The following is a 21,625-nucleotide window of genomic DNA, read 5'->3' on the forward strand; positions in this document are numbered from 1 at the left end:
CCCCGCCGTACGGGGTACGGCCCCTGCCGTACGGAGTACGGCGCCGCCGCGATCCCGGTTTCGTGGCGCGTCACCGCACGGCGCCGAGGACCTGGGCAGGAACGCGCAGGCCCCCGCCCGTCCTCCCCGGTATTTCTTGCGGTTTTCCCAATTGCCTATTTATAGGTTTTAAGGTGTTATTTCGGGCGGGGGTTACCGGGTTCGGGGCACACCCATCCATATCCGATCCCCTGTTATATCGAGGAAATTTAGGAAACGGGCTTTCAGCGGACCACGTCTCCGTGCGACCGTGGAGGCACACGTTGTCAGGACGCTGGGGCTGCCATGGAAGCGGACGTCTTCGTCGGCAGGGAAACGGAACTCGCCGACGTATCCGCGCTGCTCGAAAGGGTCAGGCACGTCACGCTGACCGGCCCCGCGGGGGTCGGGAAGACCTGTCTCGCCCTGCGGCTGGCCCGCACCCTCGAACCCGCGTTCCCCGGCGGCGTCCACGTCGTGGAGCTGTCGGAGGCCCCCGCCGACCTCGACTCCCTGGCCGAGACGCTCGCCGGCGCGATCGGCACCCGCCGCGAGCCCGGCGTCCCCGCGCTGCGGGCCCTGGTCGACGAGTTCCTCGCGCGCCGGACCCTGCTCGTCCTCGACACCTGCGACCGCGTCGTCGGCACCGCGGGCATCCTGGTCGGCCTGATGCTCCGCTCGGTCGAGGGACTGCGCGTCCTGACCACCAGCAGGCAGCGGCTGGGCCTGCCCGGCGAGCACCTCTACCCGGTCGGCGGCCTGCCCGACGCCGACGCCGTCCACCTGATCACCGCCCTCGCCGGTGACAGGCTCGGCGGCACCGATCCGGCCGAGCTCTGCCGGCGCCTCGACAACCTGCCGCTGGCGATCCGGCTCGCCGTGGCCGACGGCACCCCCGGCACCCCCGGAACCCTCGACGGGCTCGCCGCCACTCTCGACGGCCGCCCGATCTCCACCGCCGGGCTCGCCGCCTTCGACGGCCACGTGACCTCCCCCGACGAGCTCGCCGCGGCCCTCGAAGGCCGTACGACGCCCGCGGCCGAGCGCGAGATCCACGCCGAGAGGGCCGGCGCCACCCCGCGCGGGCGGGCCGCCGCTCCCCGGCGGCACAGCTCCATGCGCGTCGCCCTCGGCTGGAGCCACGAGCTCTGCACCCCGCAGGAGCGCCTCCTGTGGGCGCGGGCCTCGGTCTTCGCCGGCACCTTCGACATCGAGGCCGCCGAGGAGGTCTGCGCCGGCGGCGCCCTCGCCGTCAAGGACGTCCTCGACGGGCTGCTCGGCCTGCTCGACAAGTCCGTCCTCGTCCGCGAGGAGGGCGAGGGCGGGGTCCGCTACCGCCTCCTCAACACCGTCCGCGAGTTCGGCGTGGTCTGGCTGGACCGGCTCGGCGAGACCGACGAGACCCAGCGCCGCCACCGCGACCACTTCCTCGCGCTGTCCGCCCGCGCCGAGATGAGCTGGCAGGGCCGCCAGCTGGAGTGGTACCGCAGGCTGGTCCTCGAATGCGGCAACATGCGCGGCGCCATCGAATACTGCTACTCCCGGCCGCCGGAATACCGCAAGGGCCTCGACCTGGTCGGCAACCTGTGGTTCCTGTGGGCGTGCTGCGGCATGCAGGCACCCGGCGACGACCTCCTCCAGCGCGGCCTCGATCTCGACCACACCCCCAGCCCCGAGCGGGTCAAGGCCCTCTGGGTGCACGCCTGGGTCTCGATCCAGCGCGGCGACCTCGAACGCGCCGAGCGCATCCTCACCGAATGCGCCGCCGAGGACGCCGACGGCTACGCCACGGCCTACGTCAGCCAGTTCCAGGCCCACCTGGCCGTCGTCAGGGGCGACGTGGTCGAGGCGCTGCGGCTCATCAAGCACGCCCGGGTGCGCCACCGCTCCACCGGCAACGTCTTCCCCGGCTTCCTGCCCACCTACACCGTGGTCGCCACCGCCATGATGCTCGGCGACCACCACGACCAGGCCGTCGCCGTCCTGCGCGAGGGACGCGAGCTCTGCGAGTCCTGCGGCGACTACTGGACGCTCATCCGCCTCGACCTCCTCCTGGCCCAGGCCGAGCACGCCCTCGGCAACACCGCCTCGGCCGTCGAGTTCGCCTGCGCCTCCCTGCGCGGGGCACGCCTGTTCGGCGACAGCATCTCCCTCATGGAGGCGCTGGAGGTGTTCGTCGTGATCGCCGAGGCGTGCGCCGACGACACCTTCGCCGCCGCCATGTTCGGGGCGTCCGCCGCCGCGTGGAAGAGCGCCGGTGTCCCGCCCAGCCGCTCGCCCATGATCGCGAGCCGGATCCGCGCGGCCGAGCTGAGGCTGCGCGGGCGCCTGGGCAGGGCGGAGTTCGACCGGCTGGAGGCGCGGGGAGGTTCGATCAGCCTGCGCCAAGCCGTGGAACACGCACTCCAGGGAGACTTTTCTTGACGCGCTGCGGCAATCTGCCGGCCGAGATGAACAGCTTCGTCGGCCGCGCCACCGAGCTCGACGAGATCGCGAAACTCCTCACCCGGACGCGCCTGCTCACCCTGCGCGGTCCCGGGGGCGTCGGCAAGACGAGGCTGGCCCTGCGGGCCGCGCGGAACGTCCGGGACGACTACCCCGACGGCGTCTGGGTGGCCGAGCTCTCCGCGGAGAGCGACGGCGGCCTGCTCATCCACGGCGTCGCCGGAGTGTTCGGCCTGCACACCCAGGCCGAACGCCCCGCCCTGGAGTCCCTCATCGAGTATCTCGCCGACCGGCGTCTCCTCATCGTCCTCGACACCTGCGAACACCTGATCGAGTCCTGCGCGGCCATGGTCGTCGCCGTCCTGACCGGCGCGCCCGACGTCCAGATCATCGTGACCAGCCGCCAGGAGCTCGGCCTGCCGCTGGAGGTCGTCATGGTCGTCGAGCCCTTCCCCGTCCCCCCGCCCGAGGCCGCCGACCTCGCCGGCCACGACGCGCCGAGCCTCTTCCTCGACCGCGCCAGGGCCGTGGCCCCGGGGCTGCGCACGGACGAGCGGGCCATGATGGCCGTCGCCAGGCTCTGCCGCCGGCTCGACGGCATGCCGCTCGCCATCGAGCTGGCCGCCAGCCACATGCGCGGCCTGTCGGCGACCCAGCTCGCCGACCAGATCGACATCCATTTCAAGCTGCTGGCCGACGGTGAGGGGCTCCCCGTCCGCCACCACACCCTCCGCACCGCCGCGGGCTGGAGCCACGAGCTGTGCACGCCCGCCGAACGCCTGCTCTGGGCCCGCCTGTCGGTCTTCCCCGCCGCCTTCGACACGGAGGCGGCGCGCGGCGTGTGCGAGGACGAGCGCCTGCCCGACGTCCCCGGCGTCCTCGCCACGCTCGCGGCCAAATCCGTCGTCGCCCGCGTGGGGGGCCGGTACCGCCTGCTCGACACCATCAGGGACTACGGGCGGGGCTGGCTCGCCGAGCTGGGCGAGAGCGGCCTGATGACCCGCAGGTACCGCGACCACTACCTGTCCACCGCCCGGCGCATGGGCGCCGAATGGTACGGCCCGAACCAGCTCGAATGGGCCTGCTGGGCGCGCGGGGAACTGCCCAACATCCGCGCGGCCCTCGACCGCTGCCTCGTCACGGGTGACCACCACGGCGCCCTGGAGCTGGCCGGGGCCCTGTGGGTGCTCTGGTGCCATCTGGGGCTCGTCCGCGAGGGCCGCCACTATCTCGACCGCGCCCTGGCCGCCGCCCCCGTCACCGACCGGGCCAGGTCCAGGCCGCTCTGGGTCGCCGCCCATCTCGCGCTCATCCGGGGAGACATGTCCCTGGCACGCGGCAGGGCCGAGGAGGGCGTCGAGAGCGCCCGGCGGCACGGTGACGCCGACGCCGAGGCACACGCCCTCCTCGCCCTCGCGGAGGCCCGCCTGTTCACCGGTGACCTGGACCTGGAGAGCGCGCGGGCGTACGCGCTGCGCGTGGCCGCCGGGCTGGGCCCCACCTCGCCGGGGACGCTCTTCCTGCCCTCCTTCCTCGCGATGACCGCCACGTTCGGCGGCGACTTCGACGAGGCGGTGAGGATCCTGCGCGAGGCGCGCTCCCGCCACGAGGTGCGAGGGGAGCTGTCACAGCGCGCCATGGACGACTACGTCCTCTCCCTGGCCCTCTTCGGCCGGGGAGACATCGCGGAGGCCTCCGCGGCGGCCAGGGCCGCGCTGGAGGTCAAATGGCGGCTGAGGGACCCGGTCGGCAGCGTCCTCGCCATCGACCAGCTCGCCAGGATCGCCGCCGCCACGGAGGACGGCCACCGCGCGGCCTGGCTCCTGGGAGCCGCGCAGCGGATCTGGACCACCTTCGGGCCGCCCGCCGCCGAGGCCGACACCCTGACCGCGCTCCGCGAGGCCGTCGGGGCCCGCGCGGTGTGCCTGATCGGCGAGGTCGCCTACGCGCGGGCCTTCAACGAGGGCGCGGCCTCCCACTTCGAGGGCGCCGTGACCTACGCCCTGCGGGACTGACCGCATCGAGGGAGCCGCGGCCCACGCCCCGCGGGAGTGTGACCGCTTCGAGTGGCGCCGCGGCCCACGCCCCGGGAGGCCGAGCCCGCCCGGCGCGTACGGAGGTCGCGCCCGGCCGGCCGGGGAGCCGTCGTGCTCAGCCGGCCTGGCCGAGGAACTTGGCGAGGCGGCTCACGCCCTCGGCGAGGTCGTCGTCGCCGAGCGCGTAGGACAGACGGAAGTAGCCCGGGGTGCCGAAGGCCTCACCGGGGACGACCGCCACCTCGGCCTCCTCCAGGATGATCTCGGCCAGCTCGGCGGAGGTCGCCGGGCGCCTGCCGCCGAACTCCTTGCCCAGCAGCGCCTTGACCGACGGGTAGGCGTAGAACGCGCCCAGCGGCTCGGGGCAGAGCACGCCCGGGATCTCGTTGAGCATCCTGACCATGGTCCGGCGGCGCCGGTCGAAGGCGCCGCGCATCTCCGCCACGGCCGACAGGTCGCCGGTGACGGCGGCCAGCGCGGCGGCCTGGGCGACGTTGGAGACGTTGGAGGTGGCGTGCGACTGCAGGTTGGACGCGGCCTTGACGACGTCCTTGGGGCCGATCAGCCAGCCCACCCGCCAGCCGGTCATCGCGTAGGTCTTGGCGACGCCGTTCAGGACCACGACCTTGTCGCCCAGCTCGGGGACCACGGTGGCGATGCTCGCGAACGTGGCGTCGCCGTACGTGAGGTGCTCGTAGATCTCGTCCGTGACGACCCACAGGTCGTGCTCGACGGCCCAGCGGCCGATCTCCGCGACCTGCTCGGGGGTGTACACCGCGCCGGTCGGGTTGGACGGCGAGACGAAGAGGAGGATCTTGGTGCGGTCGGTGCGCGCCGCCTCCAGCTGTTCCACGCTCGCCAGGTAGCCGGTGGTCTCGTCGGTCACCACGTCGACCTGGACGCCGCCGGCGAGCTTGATCGCCTCGGGGTAGGTCGTCCAGTACGGGGCGACGACCAGGACCTCGTCGCCCGGGTCGAGCAGCGTGGCGAACGCCTCGTAGACGGCCTGCTTGCCGCCGTTGGTGATCAGGACCTGGGCCGCGTCCACCCGGTAGCCGGAGTCGCGGAGCGTCTTGTCGGCGACGGCCTGCTTCAGCTCGGGAAGGCCGCCGGCCGGGGTGTACTTGTGGAACCGGGGGTTCCGGCACGCCTCGACGGCCGCCTCGACGATGTAGCCGGGAGTCGCGAAGTCCGGCTCACCGGCGCCGAAGCCGATGACCGGGCGGCCCGCCGCCTTCATCGCCTTGGCCTTGGCGTCCACGGCGAGCGTGGCGGACTCGGAGATCGCGGAGATGCGCGCTGAGATGCGAGGACGGGTCATACCCCCATGGTTACAGACCTGTGCCGATGTTTCCGCCGGGTATCCACCATGCGGACGCTTCCCCCACAAGCCGTACGAACATCGGTAAAAATGCGCTGACCTGGGCAATCTCCTGCCGGTTCGACGCGGTGGCCATTCACACGTAGACTCCGGCATGGTCTTTCCGCCGCATGCGTGAACCGGCGGTCAAGACCGTGAGCCACGGACAAACTTCGGTCCAACCGATGTATGGTGGTTCATGTCTTAGGGCACTAGCGCAATTGGTAGCGCACCGGTCTCCAAAACCGGCGGTTGGGGGTTCGAGTCCCTCGTGCCCTGCTAGGAGCGGTCCGCGCATCAGGCGTCCAGCGCGCCGCTTATGTGCGTTGGACTCGATGGATTCAGGTGAGGACTGTGGCGATCGACACGCGCGGCGAAACCGCAGACAAGCCGAGCGGTGAGAAGAAGACTAAGCGCACTTCTCCCGCCCTTTTCTACCGTCAGGTAGTCGCCGAGCTGCGTAAGGTCATCTGGCCTACGCGCAAGGACCTCATTTCGTACACCATCATCGTCCTGGTCTTCGTTCTGATCATGGTCGGGATCGTGTCGGCTTTGGACGCGCTGTTCACCGAGGGCGTGCTGAGAATCTTCGGCGGAGCCTGAGCCGCGGTCTCCAGCGGGCGAGCAGCCCCGCGGACGAGTCCATCAGCCATCGACGAAAAGAGAAAGAGCACCGTGTCCGAGTCTGCACAGTCGGCCGGCGAGCCCCGCGAAGAGCGCGAGGACGAGCTGGAGAAGGCCGTCGACGTCACCGAGGATTCGTTTGACGAGTCCGACGGGCAGGACGTCGACGCCGAGACCGACGCCGACGCCGAAACCGAGGCCGAGCAGGCCCCGGCCGGCGCCGTCGACGAGGACGGTGACGTCCTTCCCGACGTCGACCCGGTCGAGGAGTTCAAGCGGCACCTGCGGAGTCTGTTCGGCGAGTGGTACGTCATCCACTCCTACGCCGGCTACGAGAACCGGGTGAAGTCGAACATCGAGACCCGCACGCAGTCCCTCAACATGGAGGACTACATCTTCCAGGTCGAGGTGCCCACCCACCACGTGACCGAGATCAAGAGCGGCAAGCGCCAGCTGGTCAAGGAGCGGGTGCTGCCCGGCTACGTGCTGGTCCGGATGGAACTCACCGACGAGTCCTGGTCCGCGGTGCGTAACACGCCCGGTGTGACCGGTTTCGTGGGTCTTTCCAACAAGCCGAGCCCGCTGAGCCTCGAAGAGGTCGCCAAGCTGCTCGCGCCGGAGCCCTCGGAAGAGGTCAAGAAGTCCACCGCGAAGGCCTCCGCCGCGACGGTCGACTTCGAGGTCGGCGAGTCCGTCACCGTCATGGACGGCCCGTTCGCCACGCTGCCCGCCACGGTCAGCGAGATCAGCGCCGAGTCGCAGAAGCTCAAGGTGCTCGTGTCGATCTTCGGTCGCGAGACCCCGGTCGAGCTCTCGTTCAACCAGGTCTCGAAAATCTAAACCGGTCGCGTAGACTTCATCAGTCTGCCCCGCGGTCGCGGGGATGGTTCCACGTTCTCGGCACCGGCCAATGCGCACGTGCCGTGAGCCCCGCGGTCGCGGGATCTGGAACATCGTTCAGAGAAGCAAGGACCCGGAGAGAAGCATGCCTCCTAAGAAGAAGTTCGCCGCGCTGGTCAAGGTCCAGCTCCCCGCCGGCCAGGCCACGCCCGCGCCGCCGGTCGGTACCGCCCTCGGTCCGCACGGCGTCAACATCATGGACTTCGTGAAGCAGTACAACGCTGCCACCGAGGCCCAGCGCGGCAACATCATCCCCGTCGAGATCACCATCTACGAGGACCGCACCTTCACCTTCGTCACGAAGACGCCCCCGGCGCCTGAGCTGATCAAGAAGGCCGCCGGTGTCGCCAAGGGTTCGGCCGTCCCGCAGAAGGACAAGGTGGGCAAGCTCACCAAGGAGCAGCTGCGCCAGATCGCCGAGACCAAGATGCAGGACCTCAACGCCAACGACGTCGCGGCGGCCGAGAAGATCATCGCCGGCACCGCCCGGTCGATGGGCATCACGATCGTCGACTAGCACCATCCGCCGTACGGACTCGGCGGCGACCTCGCGGCGGCGAACCGCATCCGCGAGACCGGCGGGGACCGGCGGCGAGCGCGATCTCGATCGCGCCGACCACCAGACATCGAAGTAAGTGGAGGGGCCAGGCGCTGGCCCGCACCACGAACACTCGGATCCACAGGAGTGATCACATGAAGCGCAGCAAGGGATACCGCGCCGCGGCGGCGCAGGTCGACCGCGAGACCCTGTACAGCCCGGCCCAGGCGGCCAAGCTGGCCAAGGACACCAGCGTCGCCAAGTTCGACGCCACCGTCGAGGTGGCCCTGCGGCTGGGTGTCGACCCCCGCAAGGCCGACCAGATGGTCCGTGGCACCGTCAACCTCCCGCACGGCACCGGCAAGACCGCCCGGGTCCTGGTCTTCGCGACCGGTGACCGTGCCGAGGAGGCTCGCGCCGCGGGTGCCGACATCGTCGGTGCCGACGAGCTGATCGACGAGGTCGCCAAGGGCCGCCTCGACTTCGACGCCGTCGTCGCCACCCCGGACCTCATGGGCAAGGTCGGCCGTCTGGGCCGCGTGCTCGGCCCCCGTGGCCTGATGCCGAACCCCAAGACCGGCACCGTGACCCCGGCCGTCGGCAAGGCCGTCACCGACATCAAGGGCGGCAAGATCGAGTTCCGTGTCGACCGGCACGCGAACCTGCACTTCATCATCGGCAAGGTGTCCTTCGGCGAGCGCCAGCTCATCGAGAACTACGCCGCCGCCCTCGACGAGGTGCTGCGTCTCAAGCCGTCCGCGGCCAAGGGACGCTACGTCAAGAAGGTCGTCTTCTCCACGTCCATGGGCCCCGGCATCCAGGTCGACCCCAACCAGACGCGGGCGCTGACCGCCGAGCTCGACGCCTGATACCAGACGTCTTCCGCGGAAGGCCTCAACCGAATGGCCATTCGGTTGAGGCCTTTCTTCGTTCTCCCGGACGACGCGCCCGGCTTTGCCGACGCGTAGTGTCTTTATCAGGATCATCGGGGGAACGAAAGGGTGGAAGACGAAATGCGCCGATTGGCTCCCGCACTTGCACTGGGAGCGGCCGCGCTCGTCGCGGTCGCGGGATGCGGTGCACAGGGCACCAGCTCCCTCGGAAACATCAAGCTCGCCGCGGCGGACGCGGTGCAGCAGAGCGCGCAGAAGGCCCAGGAGGTCACCTCCTACTCCGCGGACGTGGTTCTCGACGCCAGCGGCGGCGAGAAGGGCGCGGGCAAGGTCCAGGGCAGCATGCTCTACCAGAGCAAGCCCCAGCTGGCCACGGACATCAGGCTCGACACGATCACCTTCGGCGGGCAGAACGTGCCCGGCGGGGCGCGGGCCATCCTGTCGGGCGACACGGTCTACGTGAAGTCCGAGCTCATCAACAGGTTCGCCGGCACCACCAAGCCGTGGACCAAGGTGTCGCTCAGCGAGCTCGACGCCAAGGGGCAGTCCGAGATCAGGAAGTTCATGGACCAGGCCCAGCAGTTCGACCTGGCGGGCACCGTCAAGCTGCTGACCGCGTCGAAGGACGTCAAGGCGGTCGGCACCGAGACGGTCGGCGGGGTCGACACGACGCACTACAGCGGCACCTTCCCGGTCGCCGAGGCCGCCCAGCTGATCGACCCGGCCAAGCGTGAGAAGCTCCAGGAGCAGCTCTCGCAGGCCAAGAACGTGAAGTTCGACCTCTGGGCCGACGCCCAGAGCCTGCCCCGCAAGGTGACGCTCAGCGGCTCCGAGAAGGACGCGACGTTCAACCTGACGGCACTCTTCAAGGGCTTCAACGAGCCCGTGGAGATCACCGCTCCGCCCGCCGACCAGGTGGGCGACCTGCCCGAGCACCGCGGCGGAAACTGACGTTTCCCCCAGATTCGCGCCCCCGGCCCTCCGGCCGGGGGCGCGAGCCTTTTCCGCGGGTCCCCGTCAGGGGACTCCGAGTTGGCATTCGGTACGGGAGGACGTAAGCTGTCAACGCCGAAGACCGCCGGTCGTCGTCAAGCCGCATGGCCTGACGACTTAAGGATCCACGTCAGTGGACGGCCCGCGTAGGTTGTGATGTGAGTTTTCATCTGGACTAACCTCCTCATGTGAGCCCCGTGCGCCTGCGCCGGGGCTTGTTCGCTTTTCTGGGCCCTTTGCCCCGGCGGCACATCTGGAAGGAGGCCCATGGCGAAGGCAGAAAAGGCAACGGCTGTCGCTGAGCTGAAGAGCAGCTTCGACGGCTCCAATGCTGCCGTTCTGACCGAATACCGCGGTCTCACCGTCGCTCAGCTCAAGCAGCTGCGCGTTTCCCTCGGTGAGAATGCGAAGTTCGCCGTGGTGAAGAACACGCTGACCAAGATCGCGGCCACCGAGGCCGGGTTCAACCAGCTCAACGACCTGCTCGCGGGTCCGTCGGCGATCGCGTTCGTCAACGGCGACGTGGTCGAGGCTGCCAAGAGTCTGCGTGACTTCGCCAAGGCCAATCCCCTCCTGATCATCAAGGGCGGTGTCGTCGACGGCAGGTCGATGACGCCGGACGAGATCAGCAAGCTTGCCGACCTCGAGTCGCGTGAGGTTCTCCTCGCGAAGCTGGCCGGCGCACTGAAGGCGAAGCAGGGCCACGCGGCCGCCGTCTTCAACGCGCTGCCCACCAACATGGCTCAGCTGGCCGAGGCCCTGCGCGCCAAGCGCGAAGGCGCCGGCGAGTAGGTCCGCGCAGGCGGTCACAGGGGATTAACGCAAACCGCGGTCCCAACTTTCTTTAGTAGTTCAGATCCGTATGGAGGAACCATCATGGCGAAGCTCAGCACCGACGAGCTGCTCGACGCTTTCAAGGAGATGACTCTCCTCGAGCTGTCCGACTTCGTGAAGCTCTTCGAGGAGACCTTCGACGTCAAGGCCGCTGCCCCCGTCGCCGTCGCCGCCGCCGCCCCCGGTGCGGCCGCTGTCGAAGAGGTCGAGGAGCAGGACGAGTTCGAGGTCGTCCTCGAGGCCGCCGGCGAGAAGAAGATCCAGGTCATCAAGGAGATCCGCGCCCTGACGAGCCTGGGCCTCAAGGAGGCCAAGGACCTCGTTGACGGCGCTCCCAAGTCCGTCTTCGACGGCAAGGTCAACAAGGAGCAGGCCGAGAAGGCCAAGGCCGCCCTTGAGGGCGCCGGCGCTTCGGTCACCGTCAAGTAGTTCGTTTCATCGGAAAAGAGCGGGTCCACCTGGTGCCGGTGGCCCGCTCTTTTCGTGTTTCCGCGTCTCTTTTCGTGTTTCCGCGTCCGGCCGTTTCGTACGCGGTCGAGCGAGCCGGGGGAAATGGCCCGGGGCATGTGCGCGAAGGCCGTTATGCGGATCCGCGTGGCGGGTTATGATCCGGCGATCGGGGAGCATGCCGTCCCGGGCGGCGAAGCAGCCGCGCTCGCCGGCCCGCGTTCCGCAGACCGTGCGATGGGAGAGACGCATGGCAGTGCACGCCACCCGCTCCCGTCGCTCGCGCCGCTCCCGGCGCCCGCTCAGGATCGCCGGACCGGTGCTGGGGCTGCTGATCGCCGGACTGCTGGCCGCCGCGTTCTGGGTCGGTGCCACCCTGCGCGACGCCCAGACGGCCGCTGACGACAGGCAGGCGGCGCTGCGGGCGGCGGGGGCCCACGCCGTTCATCTGCTCTCCGTCGGCTACAGGAGCGTCGACGACGACATCGGGCGCATTCTCGACACCTCCACGGGCGCGGCCAGGGCCGAGTACGCCAGGACCGCCGCGGAGCTCAAGAAGAGCACGGTCAAGGACAAGATCCTCCAAACAGGTGCGCTGCGGGCCTCAGGGCTGGTCTCGCTGAAGGGGAGCACCGCCCAGGTGATGGTGGTGGGCGACGCGGTGGTCCGGCGGGAGGGGAGCAAGGACGCTCCGCAGGAGCGGTTCTACCGGTGGAACATGGAAGTGACCAAGGTAGGGGGAGCCTGGCTGGTGTCCAAAGCGGAGCTGGTGCTGTGAGACGTGCCTCCCGGCTGGCGATCGGGCTCATGGTCGCCGTCGCGCTCGCGCTCGCGGCGGCCGTCTGGATCATGTTCACCGACCTGAGCCGGTTGCGCGCGGACGAGACGGCGGGGCGGGAGGCGCTCGCCGCGGCCCGCGCGGTCGCCCCCGACATGCTGTCGTACGACTATCGTACGATCGAACAGGATTTCGCAAGAGCGGGTGGATACACCACCGGGGCGCTCAGCCTGCACTACCGGCAGCTGGCCAGGAGCATGGCCGCGCAGGCGAGAAAGCAGAAGACGGTGCAGCAGGCCGCGGTGACCGGGGCCGGGGTGGAGTCGGTGGAGTCCGGTGACTTCGGCAGGGTCGAGGTGCTGCTCTTCATGAGCATGAGCACCGTCAGGACCCCCGAGGGCGAGAAGGAGCCCCGCCGGGTCGTCAGCCAGAACCGGGCCAGATTCATCATGGTCAAGAAGGATTCCCGCTGGCTGGTCTCGGAGCTCTCCACGCTGCTCGGAGACCCTCCGCCACCTTGATCGGCGCGTCGCTTTACCCAATTGTTAGTAAAGGCTTGGTTTAGGTTGGGCACACGGTTGGGTACATCGGCCATGGCAGCGTCGATCGTCAGTCGATCCCTCGGCTAGCGTTCGATCCGCCGGGTGACTCAGCGTCAGCCGCACCAGGTCGGGCATCGTCTCCGGCCTTGTGGTGTACGCAGGTCACCCGGGGGGAAAACTCCCAAGGTCTCGGCCATTTCCCGGCCGAAATGTCAGCTCCCGGGCTTGACGTTTCGGCTCTGACGGGCGATGCTGCGACCAACGTGGAGCTTGCAGCGAGACTGAAGTGGACAGGTGTATGCCGTTCGGCTACACTGCCCCTTTGCGCTGCCCTTTGACGACCCGCTTCTTTTGGTGCTCTGATGCATGGTCGTCTGGCGTGCGTGTAGTCAGTCCGCCGCGAGCCCTCGGAAGGACATCTGTTGGCAGCCTCGCGCAACGCCTTCGCCGTACCCGCCGGTCCCCGTCGTGTGTCTTTCGCACGAATTCAGGAGCCGCTAGAAGTTCCTGACCTTCTCGCTCTTCAGACCGAGTCCTTCGACTGGTTGCTCGGCAACGAGAAGTGGAAGGGGCGGGTCGAGGCGGCTCGCCAGGCCGGGCGCAAGGACGTTCCGGCCCAGTCGGGCCTCGAAGAGATCTTTGAGGAGATCAGTCCCATCGAGGACTTCTCCGGGACCATGTCCCTGTCGTTCCGCGATCACCGGTTCGAGCCGCCCAAGTACTCAGTCGATGAGTGCAAAGACAAGGACATGACCTACTCCGCCCCGATGTTCGTCACGGCGGAGTTCATCAATAACACCACTGGTGAGATCAAGAGCCAGACCGTGTTCATGGGCGATTTCCCGCTCATGACCGGCAAGGGCACTTTCATCATCAACGGCACCGAGCGTGTCGTCGTCTCCCAGCTGGTCCGGTCCCCGGGCGTCTACTTCGACCGCAGTGTCGACAAGACCTCCGACAAGGACCTCTACGGATGCAAGGTGATCCCCTCCCGGGGCGCCTGGCTCGAGTTCGAGATCGACAAGCGTGACAGCGTCGGTGTCCGCATCGACCGCAAGCGCAAGCAGGCCGTCACCGTCCTGCTCAAGGCGCTCGGCTGGACCAGCGAGCAGATCCTCGAGCGTTTCGGTCAGTACGAGTCCATGCGCGCCACCCTGGAGAAGGACCACACGGCCGGCCAGGACGACGCTCTGCTCGACATCTACCGCAAGCTGCGCCCGGGCGAGCCGCCGACCAAGGAGTCGGCGCAGACGCTGCTGGAGAACCTGTACTTCAACTCCAAGCGTTACGACCTCGCCAAGGTCGGCCGATACAAGATCAACAAGAAGCTCGGGGTCGACAGCGAGATCACCCAGGGCACGCTCACCGAGGACGACATCGTCGCCACCATCGAGTACATCGTCCGGCTGCACGCCGGCGAGGTCGAGATGCCCGGCGCCAACGGTGAGATCGTCGTCGAGACCGACGACATCGACCACTTCGGCAACCGCCGTCTGCGCACGGTGGGCGAGCTCATCCAGAACCAGGTCCGCCTGGGCCTGGCCCGCATGGAGCGCGTCGTCCGCGAGCGGATGACGACCCAGGACGTCGAGGCGATCACGCCGCAGACCCTGATCAACATCCGCCCGGTCGTGGCGTCGATCAAGGAGTTCTTCGGCACCTCCCAGCTGTCCCAGTTCATGGACCAGACCAACCCCCTGGCCGGCCTGACGCACAAGCGTCGTCTGTCCGCGCTGGGCCCCGGTGGTCTGTCCCGTGAGCGGGCCGGCTTCGAGGTCCGTGACGTCCACCCGTCGCACTACGGCCGCATGTGCCCGATCGAGACGCCGGAAGGACCGAACATCGGTCTGATCGGCTCCCTGGCCTCCTTCGGTCGGGTCAACTCCTTCGGTTTCGTCGAGACCCCCTACCGCAAGGTCGTCGACGGCCGGGTCACCGACCAGGTCGACTACCTGACCGCGGACGAGGAGGACCGGCACGTCATCGCCCAGGCGAACACGCCGATCGGTTCCGACGGAACGTTCCTCGAGCCGCGCGTGCTCGTCCGCAGGAAGGGCGGGGAGTTCGAGTCCCTGCGCGCCAACGAGGTCGACTACATGGACGTCTCGGCACGCCAGATGGTGTCCGTGGCGACCGCGATGATCCCGTTCCTGGAGCACGACGACGCCAACCGCGCGCTCATGGGTTCCAACATGCAGCGCCAGTCGGTGCCGCTGCTCAAGAGCGAGGCGCCGCTGGTCGGCACCGGCATGGAGTACCGTGCCGCGACCGACGCCGGCGACGTCATCACCGCCGACAAGGCGGGCGTGGTCGAGGAGGTCTCCGCCGACTACGTCACGGTGATGAACGACGACGGCACCCGCACGACCTACCGGGTCGCCAAGTTCAAGCGCTCCAACCAGGGCACCTGCTTCAACCAGAAGCCGATCGTCAAGGAAGGCGACCGGATCGAGGTGAACCAGGTCGTCGCCGACGGTCCCTGCACCGACGACGGCGAGATGGCCCTGGGCAAGAACCTCCTCGTGGCGTTCATGCCGTGGGAGGGCCACAACTACGAGGACGCGATCATCCTCTCCCAGCGCCTGGTGCAGGACGACGTCCTGTCCTCGATCCACATCGAGGAGCACGAGGTCGACGCCCGCGACACCAAGCTGGGCCCCGAGGAGATCACCCGGGACATCCCGAACGTCTCCGAGGAGGTCCTGGCCGACCTCGACGAGCGCGGCATCATCCGCATCGGCGCCGAGGTCGTCCCGGGCGACATCCTCGTCGGCAAGGTCACGCCCAAGGGCGAGACCGAGCTCACCCCCGAGGAGCGCCTGCTTCGCGCGATCTTCGGTGAGAAGGCCCGCGAGGTCCGTGACACCTCCCTGAAGGTGCCGCACGGCGAGCAGGGCAAGGTCATCGGCGTCCGCGTGTTCAGCCGCGAGGAGGGCGACGAGCTCCCCCCCGGCGTCAACGAGCTGGTCCGCGTCTACGTGGCCCAGAAGCGTAAGATCACCGACGGCGACAAGCTGGCCGGCCGGCACGGCAACAAGGGCGTCATCTCCAAGATCCTTCCGGTCGAGGACATGCCGTTCCTCGAGGACGGCACCGCCGTCGACATCATCCTCAACCCGCTGGGCGTGCCCGGCCGAATGAACGTCGGCCAGGTCCTGGAGACCCACCTCGGGTGGATCGCCGCCAGAGGGTGGGACATCACCGGCATCCAGGAGGCATGGGCCGAGCGGCTGCGCGACAAGGGCTTCGCAGAGGTCGAGCCGCGCACCAACATGGCCACGCCGGTGTTCGACGGTGCCAACGAGGAAGAGATCATCGGTCTGCTCGACAACACCCTGGTCAACAGGGACGGCGGGCGCATGGTCGGCGCGAACGGAAAGGCCCAGCTGTTCGACGGCCGTTCCGGGGAGCCGTTCCCGCACCCGATCTCCGTCGGCTACATCTACATCCTGAAGCTGCTCCACCTGGTCGACGACAAGATCCACGCTCGTTCGACCGGCCCCTACTCCATGATCACCCAGCAGCCGCTCGGCGGTAAGGCCCAGTTCGGTGGCCAGCGCTTCGGTGAGATGGAGGTCTGGGCCCTGGAGGCCTACGGCGCCGCCTACGCCCTGCAGGAGCTGCTCACCATCAAGTCCGACGACGTCCTGGGCCGCGTGAAGGTCTACGAGGCGATCGTCAAGGGCGAGAACATTCCCGAGCCCGGCATCCCGGAGTCGTTCAAGGTGCTCATCAAGGAAATGCAGTCGCTGTGCCTGAACGTCGAGGTGCTCTCCAGCGACGGCATGTCCATCGAGATGCGCGACACCGACGAGGACGTCTTCCGCGCCGCGGAGGAGCTCGGCATCGACCTGTCCCGGCGTGAGCCGAGCAGCGTCGAAGAGGTCTGATCTAGAAGCTGAGGAGGGGATTACATAGTGCTCGACGTCAACTTCTTCGACGAGCTTCGGATCGGCCTCGCGACCGCCGACGACATCCGCCAGTGGTCGCACGGCGAGGTGAAGAAGCCTGAAACGATCAACTACCGGACGCTCAAGCCCGAGAAGGACGGACTCTTCTGCGAGAAGATCTTCGGTCCGACCCGCGACTGGGAGTGCTACTGCGGTAAGTACAAGCGCGTCCGTTTCAAGGGCATCATCTGCGAGCGCTGTGGCGTCGAGGTGACCCGCGCCAAGGTGCGTCGTGAGCGGATGGGCCACATCGAGCTGGCCGCGCCCGTCACGCACATCTGGTACTTCAAGGGTGTCCCGTCCCGCCTGGGATACCTGCTCGACCTGGCCCCGAAGGACCTCGAGAAGGTCATCTACTTCGCGGCCTACATGATCACGCACGTCGACAAGGAAATGCGCGAGCGTGACCTGCCGTCGCTCGAGGCGAAGATCTCCGTCGAGCGGCAGCACATCGAGCAGCGCCGTGACGCCGACATCGAGGCTCGCCAGCGCAAGCTGGAGACCGACCTGGCCGAGCTTGAGGCCGCGGGCGCCAAGGGCGACCAGCGCCGCAAGGTCCGCGAGGGCGCCGAGCGCGAGATGCGGCAGCTGCGCGACCGGGCCCAGCGCGAGCTGGACCGGCTGGACGAGGTCTGGAGCCGCTTCAAGAACCTCAAGGTCCAGGACCTCGAGGGCGACGAGCTGCTCTACCGCGAGATGCGCGACCGTTTCGGCCGCTACTTCCGCGGTGGCATGGGCGCCCAGGCCATCCAGGAGCGTCTGACCAACTTCGACCTCGCTCTCGAGGCCGAGAACCTGCGCGAGACGATCCGCAGCGGCAAGGGCCAGAAGAAGGCCCGTGCGCTCAAGCGTCTCAAGGTCGTGTCGGCGTTCCTGAACACCCGCAACTCGCCCAACGGGATGGTCCTCGACTGCATCCCGGTCATCCCGCCGGACCTGCGCCCGATGGTGCAGCTCGACGGTGGCCGGTTCGCGACCTCGGACCTGAACGACCTGTACCGCCGGGTGATCAACCGGAACAACCGCCTCAAGCGGCTTCTCGACCTCGGTGCCCCCGAGATCATCGTGAACAACGAGAAGCGGATGCTCCAGGAGGCCGTCGACGCGCTGTTCGACAACGGCCGCCGCGGCCGCCCGGTCACCGGTCCCGGCAACCGTCCCCTGAAGTCCCTCAGCGACATGCTGAAGGGCAAGCAGGGCCGGTTCCGCCAGAACCTGCTGGGCAAGCGAGTCGACTACTCCGGCCGTTCGGTCATCGTCGTCGGCCCGCAGCTGAAGCTGCACCAGTGCGGTCTGCCCAAGCAGATGGCGCTGGAGCTCTTCAAGCCGTTCGTGATGAAGCGCCTGGTCGACCTGAACCACGCGCAGAACATCAAGTCGGCCAAGCGGATGGTCGAGCGTGCCCGGCCGGTCGTGTGGGACGTCCTCGAAGAGGTCATCACCGAGCACCCCGTGCTGCTCAACCGCGCGCCGACCCTGCACCGCCTGGGCATCCAGGCCTTCGAGCCGCAGCTGGTCGAGGGCAAGGCCATCCAGATCCACCCGCTCGTCTGCACCGCGTTCAACGCGGACTTCGACGGTGACCAGATGGCCGTGCACCTGCCGCTGTCGGCCGAGGCGCAGGCCGAGGCCCGCATCCTGATGCTGTCGACGAACAACATCCTCAAGCCGGCCGACGGCAAGCCCGTGACCATGCCCACCCAGGACATGATCATCGGCCTCTACTCGCTGACCACGCTCAAGGACGAGGACGAGAACGGTGTCGGCAGGGGCCGGGTCTTCGGCTCGGTGTCGGAGGCGCTCATGGCCTTCGACCGCCGCGAGCTGGACATCCAGTCGCTGATCCAGATCCGGATGAAGGGCGACGTCCCGCCGCCCCGCGGCTGGGCCGCTCCCGAGGGCTGGGAGGCAGGTGACAGCTACCGCCTGGAGACCACCCTGGGCCGGTGCCTGTTCAACCAGACCCTGCCGGCGAACTACCCGTACGTGAACTCGCAGGTCGGCAAGAAGCAGCTGTCGGTCATCGTCAACGAGCTCGCCGAGAAGTACCCCAAGGTCGAGGTCGCCGCGGCGCTCGACGCCCTCAAGGACGCCGGTTTCTACTGGGCGACCAGGGCCGGTGTGACGATCTCCATCGAGGACGTCATCGCGCCGCCGAACAAGGCCGACATCATGGAGACGTACGAGCGCAGGGCCGACAAGGTCCAGCGTGAGTACGAGCGCGGTCTGATCACGGACGAGGAGCGCCGTCAGGAGCTCATCGAGATCTGGACGCACGCGACCAGTGACGTGACCGACGACATGCAGAAGGCGTTCCCGAAGACCAACCCGGTCTGGATGATGGTCCAGTCGGGCGCCCGAGGAAACCTGATGCAGGTCCGGCAGATCTCCGGAATCCGTGGTCTGGTGTCCAACACCAAGGGTGAGACGATCCCGCGTCCGATCAAGGCCTCGTTCCGCGAGGGCCTGTCGGTGCTGGAGTACTTCATCTCCACCCATGGCCAGCGGAAGGGTCTGGCGGACACCGCGCTGCGGACCGCCGACTCGGGTTACCTGACCCGTCGCCTGGTGGACGTCGCGCAGGACGTCATCGTCCGCGAGATCGACTGCGGCACCGACCGCGGCGTCCCGCTGCACGTCGGCGAGCGCGACGCCCAGGGCAACCTGGTCAAGGCGGAGAACGCCGAGAGCAACGTGCACGGCCGCATCCTCGCCGAGGACGTGGAGGTGGACGGCAAGATCATCGTGCCGGTGGGCGTCGACATCAACGACATCCACGTCACCGCGCTGGTCGAGGCCGGTGTGGAGACCGTCAGGACCCGCAGCGCGCTCGTCTGCGAGGCCAAGATCGGTGTCTGCGCCACCTGCTACGGCCGCTCGCTCGCGACCGGCAAGCTCGTGGACGTCGGCGAGGCGGTCGGCATCATCGCCGCCCAGTCGATCGGCGAGCCCGGCACCCAGCTGACGATGCGGACCTTCCACACCGGTGGTGTGGCGGGCGCCGACATCACCCACGGTCTGCCCCGTGTGCAGGAGCTCTTCGAGGCGCGCGTCCCCAAGGGTGTCGCCCCGATCAGCGAGGCCGAGGGCCGGGTCCGCATCGACGAGACCGACAAGACGCGGAAGATCGTGATCGTCCCGGACGACGGTTCCGAGGAGGTCGCGTACCCGGTGTCGATGCGGTCGCGCATGCTGGTCTCCGACGGGCAGCGCGTCACGGTCGGCCAGCAGCTGATCGCCGGTGCGGTCAACCCCAACGAGGTGCTGCGCATCCTCGGCCCCCGGGCCGTGCAGCTGCACCTCGTGGCGGAGGTCCAGCAGGTCTACCGCTCGCAGGGTGTGTCGATCCACGACAAGCACATCGAGATCATCGTGCGGCAGATGCTCAAGCGCGTGAACGTGCTGGAGTCCGGCGACGCCGACATGCTGCCCGGTGAGCTCGTCGAGCGGCCGCGCTTCGAGCGGATCAACCGCGAGTGCGTGGCGGAGGGCGGCACGCCGGCCTCCGGACGCCCGGTGCTGATGGGCATCACCAAGGCCTCGCTCGCCACCGAGTCCTGGCTGTCCGCGGCGTCCTTCCAGGAGACGACCCGAGTGCTCACCGACGCGGCGATCCACGCCAAGTCGGACTCGCTGCTCGGCCTCAAGGAGAACGTCATCATCGGAAAGCTCATCCCGGCCGGTACGGGCATGCCCCAGTACCGCAACATCCGGGTCGAGCCCACCGAGGAGGCCAAGGCCGCCATGTACACCGTCGGCGGTTACGACGGCTCCGCGGCCGACTACACCTTCGGTTCGGGCTCCGGTGAGGCCGTGCCGCTGGAGGAGTACGACTTCGGGCAGTACAACCGCTAAGCGGTACGAACGCTGAGTGGTCACGGGCGGCGCCCGATCCCCGGAAGGGGGCCGGGCGCCGTCGCCTTCCCCCCGGCCGTCGCTTTTTCCTTCCCGGTGGCCCGGTAGCTGGGGATGTGGGCCTTTCTTGACCGGAATGTTGCGGCGAAAGCCGTACGTTAATGCGGAGAACGGCCGGAGAAGTGCTCCGCGGCGGGTAAACTCGACACGGACCCAGAAGCGGTCGGTCGGAAACCGATCGCGGGAGTCATGACACGAACGCCGGCGCCTGGCGAGTGCAACCGTTTTGACGTGTTGCGTTGGGCTGGGTAGTCTTTTCCTTCGTGCCCATGTCTTCATGGGCCTTCATGCGTGCGCGTCGACAGGTTTCCCATTGGGGAGTCGGCAGAGGCGCCGCGTGGCCTCCTCCACCGGACCGGCCTTAACCGGGATGTGGCGCGGAACCTACGCGACACGCCCGACCGCGTGGGTCGGAGGGGATGAAAGAACCGCAGGTCATGATACCGGCAGTACCTGCAAAATGCATCACATTCGAATTACCGGCTAGCACGAACGGAGACGCGGTGCCCACGATTCAGCAGCTGGTCCGCAAGGGCCGCCAGGACAAGGTCACCAAGACCAAGACCCCGGCGCTCAAGGCCAGCCCTCAGCGACGCGGCACCTGCATGCGCGTTTACACCACGACCCCGAAGAAGCCGAACTCCGCCCTCCGCAAGGTCGCGCGTGTCCGGCTCACCAACGGCATCGAGGTCACGGCCTACATCCCCGGTGTCGGCAAGATCATCCGCGGCTCGCTCGACACCCAGGGTGTCCGTAACCGCAAGCAGGCCCGTAGCCGTTACGGCGCGAAGAAGGAGAAGTAGGAATGCCTCGCAAGGGTTCTCCTGGCCGTCGTCAGCTCATGGCTGACCCGGTTCACAACTCGCCCCTGGTCACCGCGCTCATCAACAAGGTGCTCCTGGACGGCAAGCGATCCATCGCCCAGTCCATCGTGTACGGCGCCCTCGAAGGCGCCAAGGAGAAGACCGGCAACGACCCGGTCGTCACCCTGAAGCGCGCGCTGGACAACGTCAAGCCCACCCTTGAGGTCCGCAGCCGCCGTGTCGGTGGCGCGACCTACCAGGTCCCGGTCGAGGTGCGCGCGGCGCGCAGCACCACCCTGGCCCTGCGCTGGCTGGTGCAGTACTCCCGCGCCCGCCGCGAGAAGACCATGACCGAGCGCCTCATGAACGAACTGCTCGACGCCAGCAACGGCCTCGGCGCAAGCGTCAAGAAGCGCGAGGACACCCACAAGATGGCCGAGTCCAACAAGGCCTTCGCCCACTACCGCTGGTAACAGCGGGTTCGACGAGACGACGAGGACGCGAGAGAAGTGGCCACCACGACCGCTCTTGACCTGGCCAAGGTCCGTA

16 protein-coding genes and 1 tRNA gene are annotated in these 21,625 nt (G+C 68.2%); 16 read left to right on the forward strand and 1 reads right to left on the reverse strand.

Going from position 1 to position 21,625, the window contains the following annotated elements:
* The first annotated feature begins 324 nt into the window (after positions 1 to 324).
* Both ACTOQ1_RS27695 and ACTOQ1_RS27700 read left to right on the forward strand, forming a co-directional pair.
* Entirely contained in the window at positions 325 to 2,442 is a 2,118-nt protein-coding gene (locus tag ACTOQ1_RS27695) for an ATP-binding protein (protein ID WP_440070941.1), read from the forward strand.
* Positions 2,439 to 4,478, forward strand: coding sequence for an ATP-binding protein (locus tag ACTOQ1_RS27700; RefSeq protein WP_440070942.1), 2,040 nt, complete (start codon positions 2,439 to 2,441; stop codon positions 4,476 to 4,478). Before ACTOQ1_RS27695 ends, ACTOQ1_RS27700 begins: the two co-directional genes overlap by 4 nt.
* A gap of 136 nt (positions 4,479 to 4,614) precedes the next feature.
* Here ACTOQ1_RS27700 and ACTOQ1_RS27705 read toward each other — a convergent pair whose 3' ends face one another.
* Positions 4,615 to 5,820, reverse strand: coding sequence for a pyridoxal phosphate-dependent aminotransferase (locus tag ACTOQ1_RS27705; protein ID WP_440070943.1), 1,206 nt, complete (start codon positions 5,818 to 5,820; stop codon positions 4,615 to 4,617).
* A gap of 245 nt (positions 5,821 to 6,065) precedes the next feature.
* On the opposite strand from ACTOQ1_RS27705, the gene ACTOQ1_RS27710 reads away from it, so the two are divergent.
* The 14 genes from ACTOQ1_RS27710 (at position 6,066) to rpsG (ending at position 21,549) form a co-directional block, all read left to right on the forward strand.
* Positions 6,066 to 6,138, forward strand: a tRNA-Trp gene (locus tag ACTOQ1_RS27710).
* Between the two features lie 75 nt (positions 6,139 to 6,213).
* The gene (secE, locus tag ACTOQ1_RS27715) at positions 6,214 to 6,462 is read left to right on the forward strand and encodes a preprotein translocase subunit SecE (protein WP_329089906.1); all 249 of its coding nucleotides are present in this window, start codon (positions 6,214 to 6,216) and stop codon (positions 6,460 to 6,462) included.
* A 72-nt stretch (positions 6,463 to 6,534) separates the two neighbouring features.
* Entirely contained in the window at positions 6,535 to 7,323 is a 789-nt protein-coding gene (nusG, locus tag ACTOQ1_RS27720; protein ID WP_440070944.1) for a transcription termination/antitermination protein NusG, read from the forward strand.
* Between the two features lie 145 nt (positions 7,324 to 7,468).
* Positions 7,469 to 7,900, forward strand: coding sequence for a 50S ribosomal protein L11 (gene rplK, locus ACTOQ1_RS27725; RefSeq protein WP_362840357.1), 432 nt, complete (start codon positions 7,469 to 7,471; stop codon positions 7,898 to 7,900).
* 176 nt (positions 7,901 to 8,076) lie between these two features.
* Complete coding sequence (gene rplA, locus ACTOQ1_RS27730; RefSeq protein WP_362678384.1) at positions 8,077 to 8,790, forward strand: 50S ribosomal protein L1; 714 nt, start codon at positions 8,077 to 8,079, stop codon at positions 8,788 to 8,790.
* 144 nt (positions 8,791 to 8,934) lie between these two features.
* Positions 8,935 to 9,765: an LppX_LprAFG lipoprotein gene (locus tag ACTOQ1_RS27735; protein ID WP_440070945.1), complete on the forward strand. Its 831-nt coding sequence runs from the start codon at positions 8,935 to 8,937 to the stop codon at positions 9,763 to 9,765.
* A 309-nt stretch (positions 9,766 to 10,074) separates the two neighbouring features.
* On the forward strand, positions 10,075 to 10,599 hold the full coding sequence (rplJ, locus tag ACTOQ1_RS27740) for a 50S ribosomal protein L10 (protein ID WP_344746617.1): 525 nt from the start codon (positions 10,075 to 10,077) through the stop codon (positions 10,597 to 10,599).
* Positions 10,600 to 10,683: 84 nt separating this feature from the next.
* The gene (rplL, locus tag ACTOQ1_RS27745; RefSeq protein WP_440070946.1) at positions 10,684 to 11,070 is read left to right on the forward strand and encodes a 50S ribosomal protein L7/L12; all 387 of its coding nucleotides are present in this window, start codon (positions 10,684 to 10,686) and stop codon (positions 11,068 to 11,070) included.
* Between the two features lie 268 nt (positions 11,071 to 11,338).
* Positions 11,339 to 11,866 (forward strand): hypothetical protein, encoded by a 528-nt coding sequence (locus ACTOQ1_RS27750; protein WP_440070947.1) that lies wholly within the window; start codon positions 11,339 to 11,341, stop codon positions 11,864 to 11,866.
* Entirely contained in the window at positions 11,863 to 12,387 is a 525-nt protein-coding gene (locus tag ACTOQ1_RS27755) for a hypothetical protein (protein ID WP_440070948.1), read from the forward strand. Before ACTOQ1_RS27750 ends, ACTOQ1_RS27755 begins: the two co-directional genes overlap by 4 nt.
* 443 nt (positions 12,388 to 12,830) lie before the next feature.
* On the forward strand, positions 12,831 to 16,298 hold the full coding sequence (gene rpoB, locus ACTOQ1_RS27760; protein ID WP_440070949.1) for a DNA-directed RNA polymerase subunit beta: 3,468 nt from the start codon (positions 12,831 to 12,833) through the stop codon (positions 16,296 to 16,298).
* A gap of 27 nt (positions 16,299 to 16,325) precedes the next feature.
* Entirely contained in the window at positions 16,326 to 20,213 is a 3,888-nt protein-coding gene (locus tag ACTOQ1_RS27765) for a DNA-directed RNA polymerase subunit beta' (RefSeq protein ID WP_362839975.1), read from the forward strand.
* Between the two features lie 563 nt (positions 20,214 to 20,776).
* On the forward strand, positions 20,777 to 21,076 hold the full coding sequence (gene rpsL, locus ACTOQ1_RS27770) for a 30S ribosomal protein S12 (protein ID WP_435288898.1): 300 nt from the start codon (positions 20,777 to 20,779) through the stop codon (positions 21,074 to 21,076).
* A gap of 2 nt (positions 21,077 to 21,078) precedes the next feature.
* Positions 21,079 to 21,549, forward strand: a complete 471-nt coding sequence (gene rpsG / locus ACTOQ1_RS27775) for a 30S ribosomal protein S7 (RefSeq protein ID WP_012887827.1) — start codon at positions 21,079 to 21,081, stop codon at positions 21,547 to 21,549.
* Positions 21,550 to 21,625: the final 76 nt, after the last annotated feature.

This window comes from Streptosporangium sp. OZ121, from assembly GCF_051918885.1.
Lineage (GTDB): Bacteria > Actinomycetota > Actinomycetes > Streptosporangiales > Streptosporangiaceae > Streptosporangium.

Coding starts and splice junctions, on each gene's coding strand:
- ACTOQ1_RS27695 (WP_440070941.1), top strand. CDS start 325: ATGGAAGCGGACGTCTTCGTCGGCAGGGAAACGGAACTCGCCGACGTA.
- rplA (WP_362678384.1), top strand. CDS start 8,077: ATGAAGCGCAGCAAGGGATACCGCGCCGCGGCGGCGCAGGTCGACCGC.
- rplL (WP_440070946.1), top strand. CDS start 10,684: ATGGCGAAGCTCAGCACCGACGAGCTGCTCGACGCTTTCAAGGAGATG.
- ACTOQ1_RS27750 (WP_440070947.1), top strand. CDS start 11,339: ATGGCAGTGCACGCCACCCGCTCCCGTCGCTCGCGCCGCTCCCGGCGC.
- rpsG (WP_012887827.1), top strand. CDS start 21,079: ATGCCTCGCAAGGGTTCTCCTGGCCGTCGTCAGCTCATGGCTGACCCG.
- ACTOQ1_RS27735 (WP_440070945.1), top strand. CDS start 8,935: ATGCGCCGATTGGCTCCCGCACTTGCACTGGGAGCGGCCGCGCTCGTC.
- ACTOQ1_RS27705 (WP_440070943.1), bottom strand. CDS start 5,820: ATGACCCGTCCTCGCATCTCAGCGCGCATCTCCGCGATCTCCGAGTCC.
- rplJ (WP_344746617.1), top strand. CDS start 10,075: ATGGCGAAGGCAGAAAAGGCAACGGCTGTCGCTGAGCTGAAGAGCAGC.
- rplK (WP_362840357.1), top strand. CDS start 7,469: ATGCCTCCTAAGAAGAAGTTCGCCGCGCTGGTCAAGGTCCAGCTCCCC.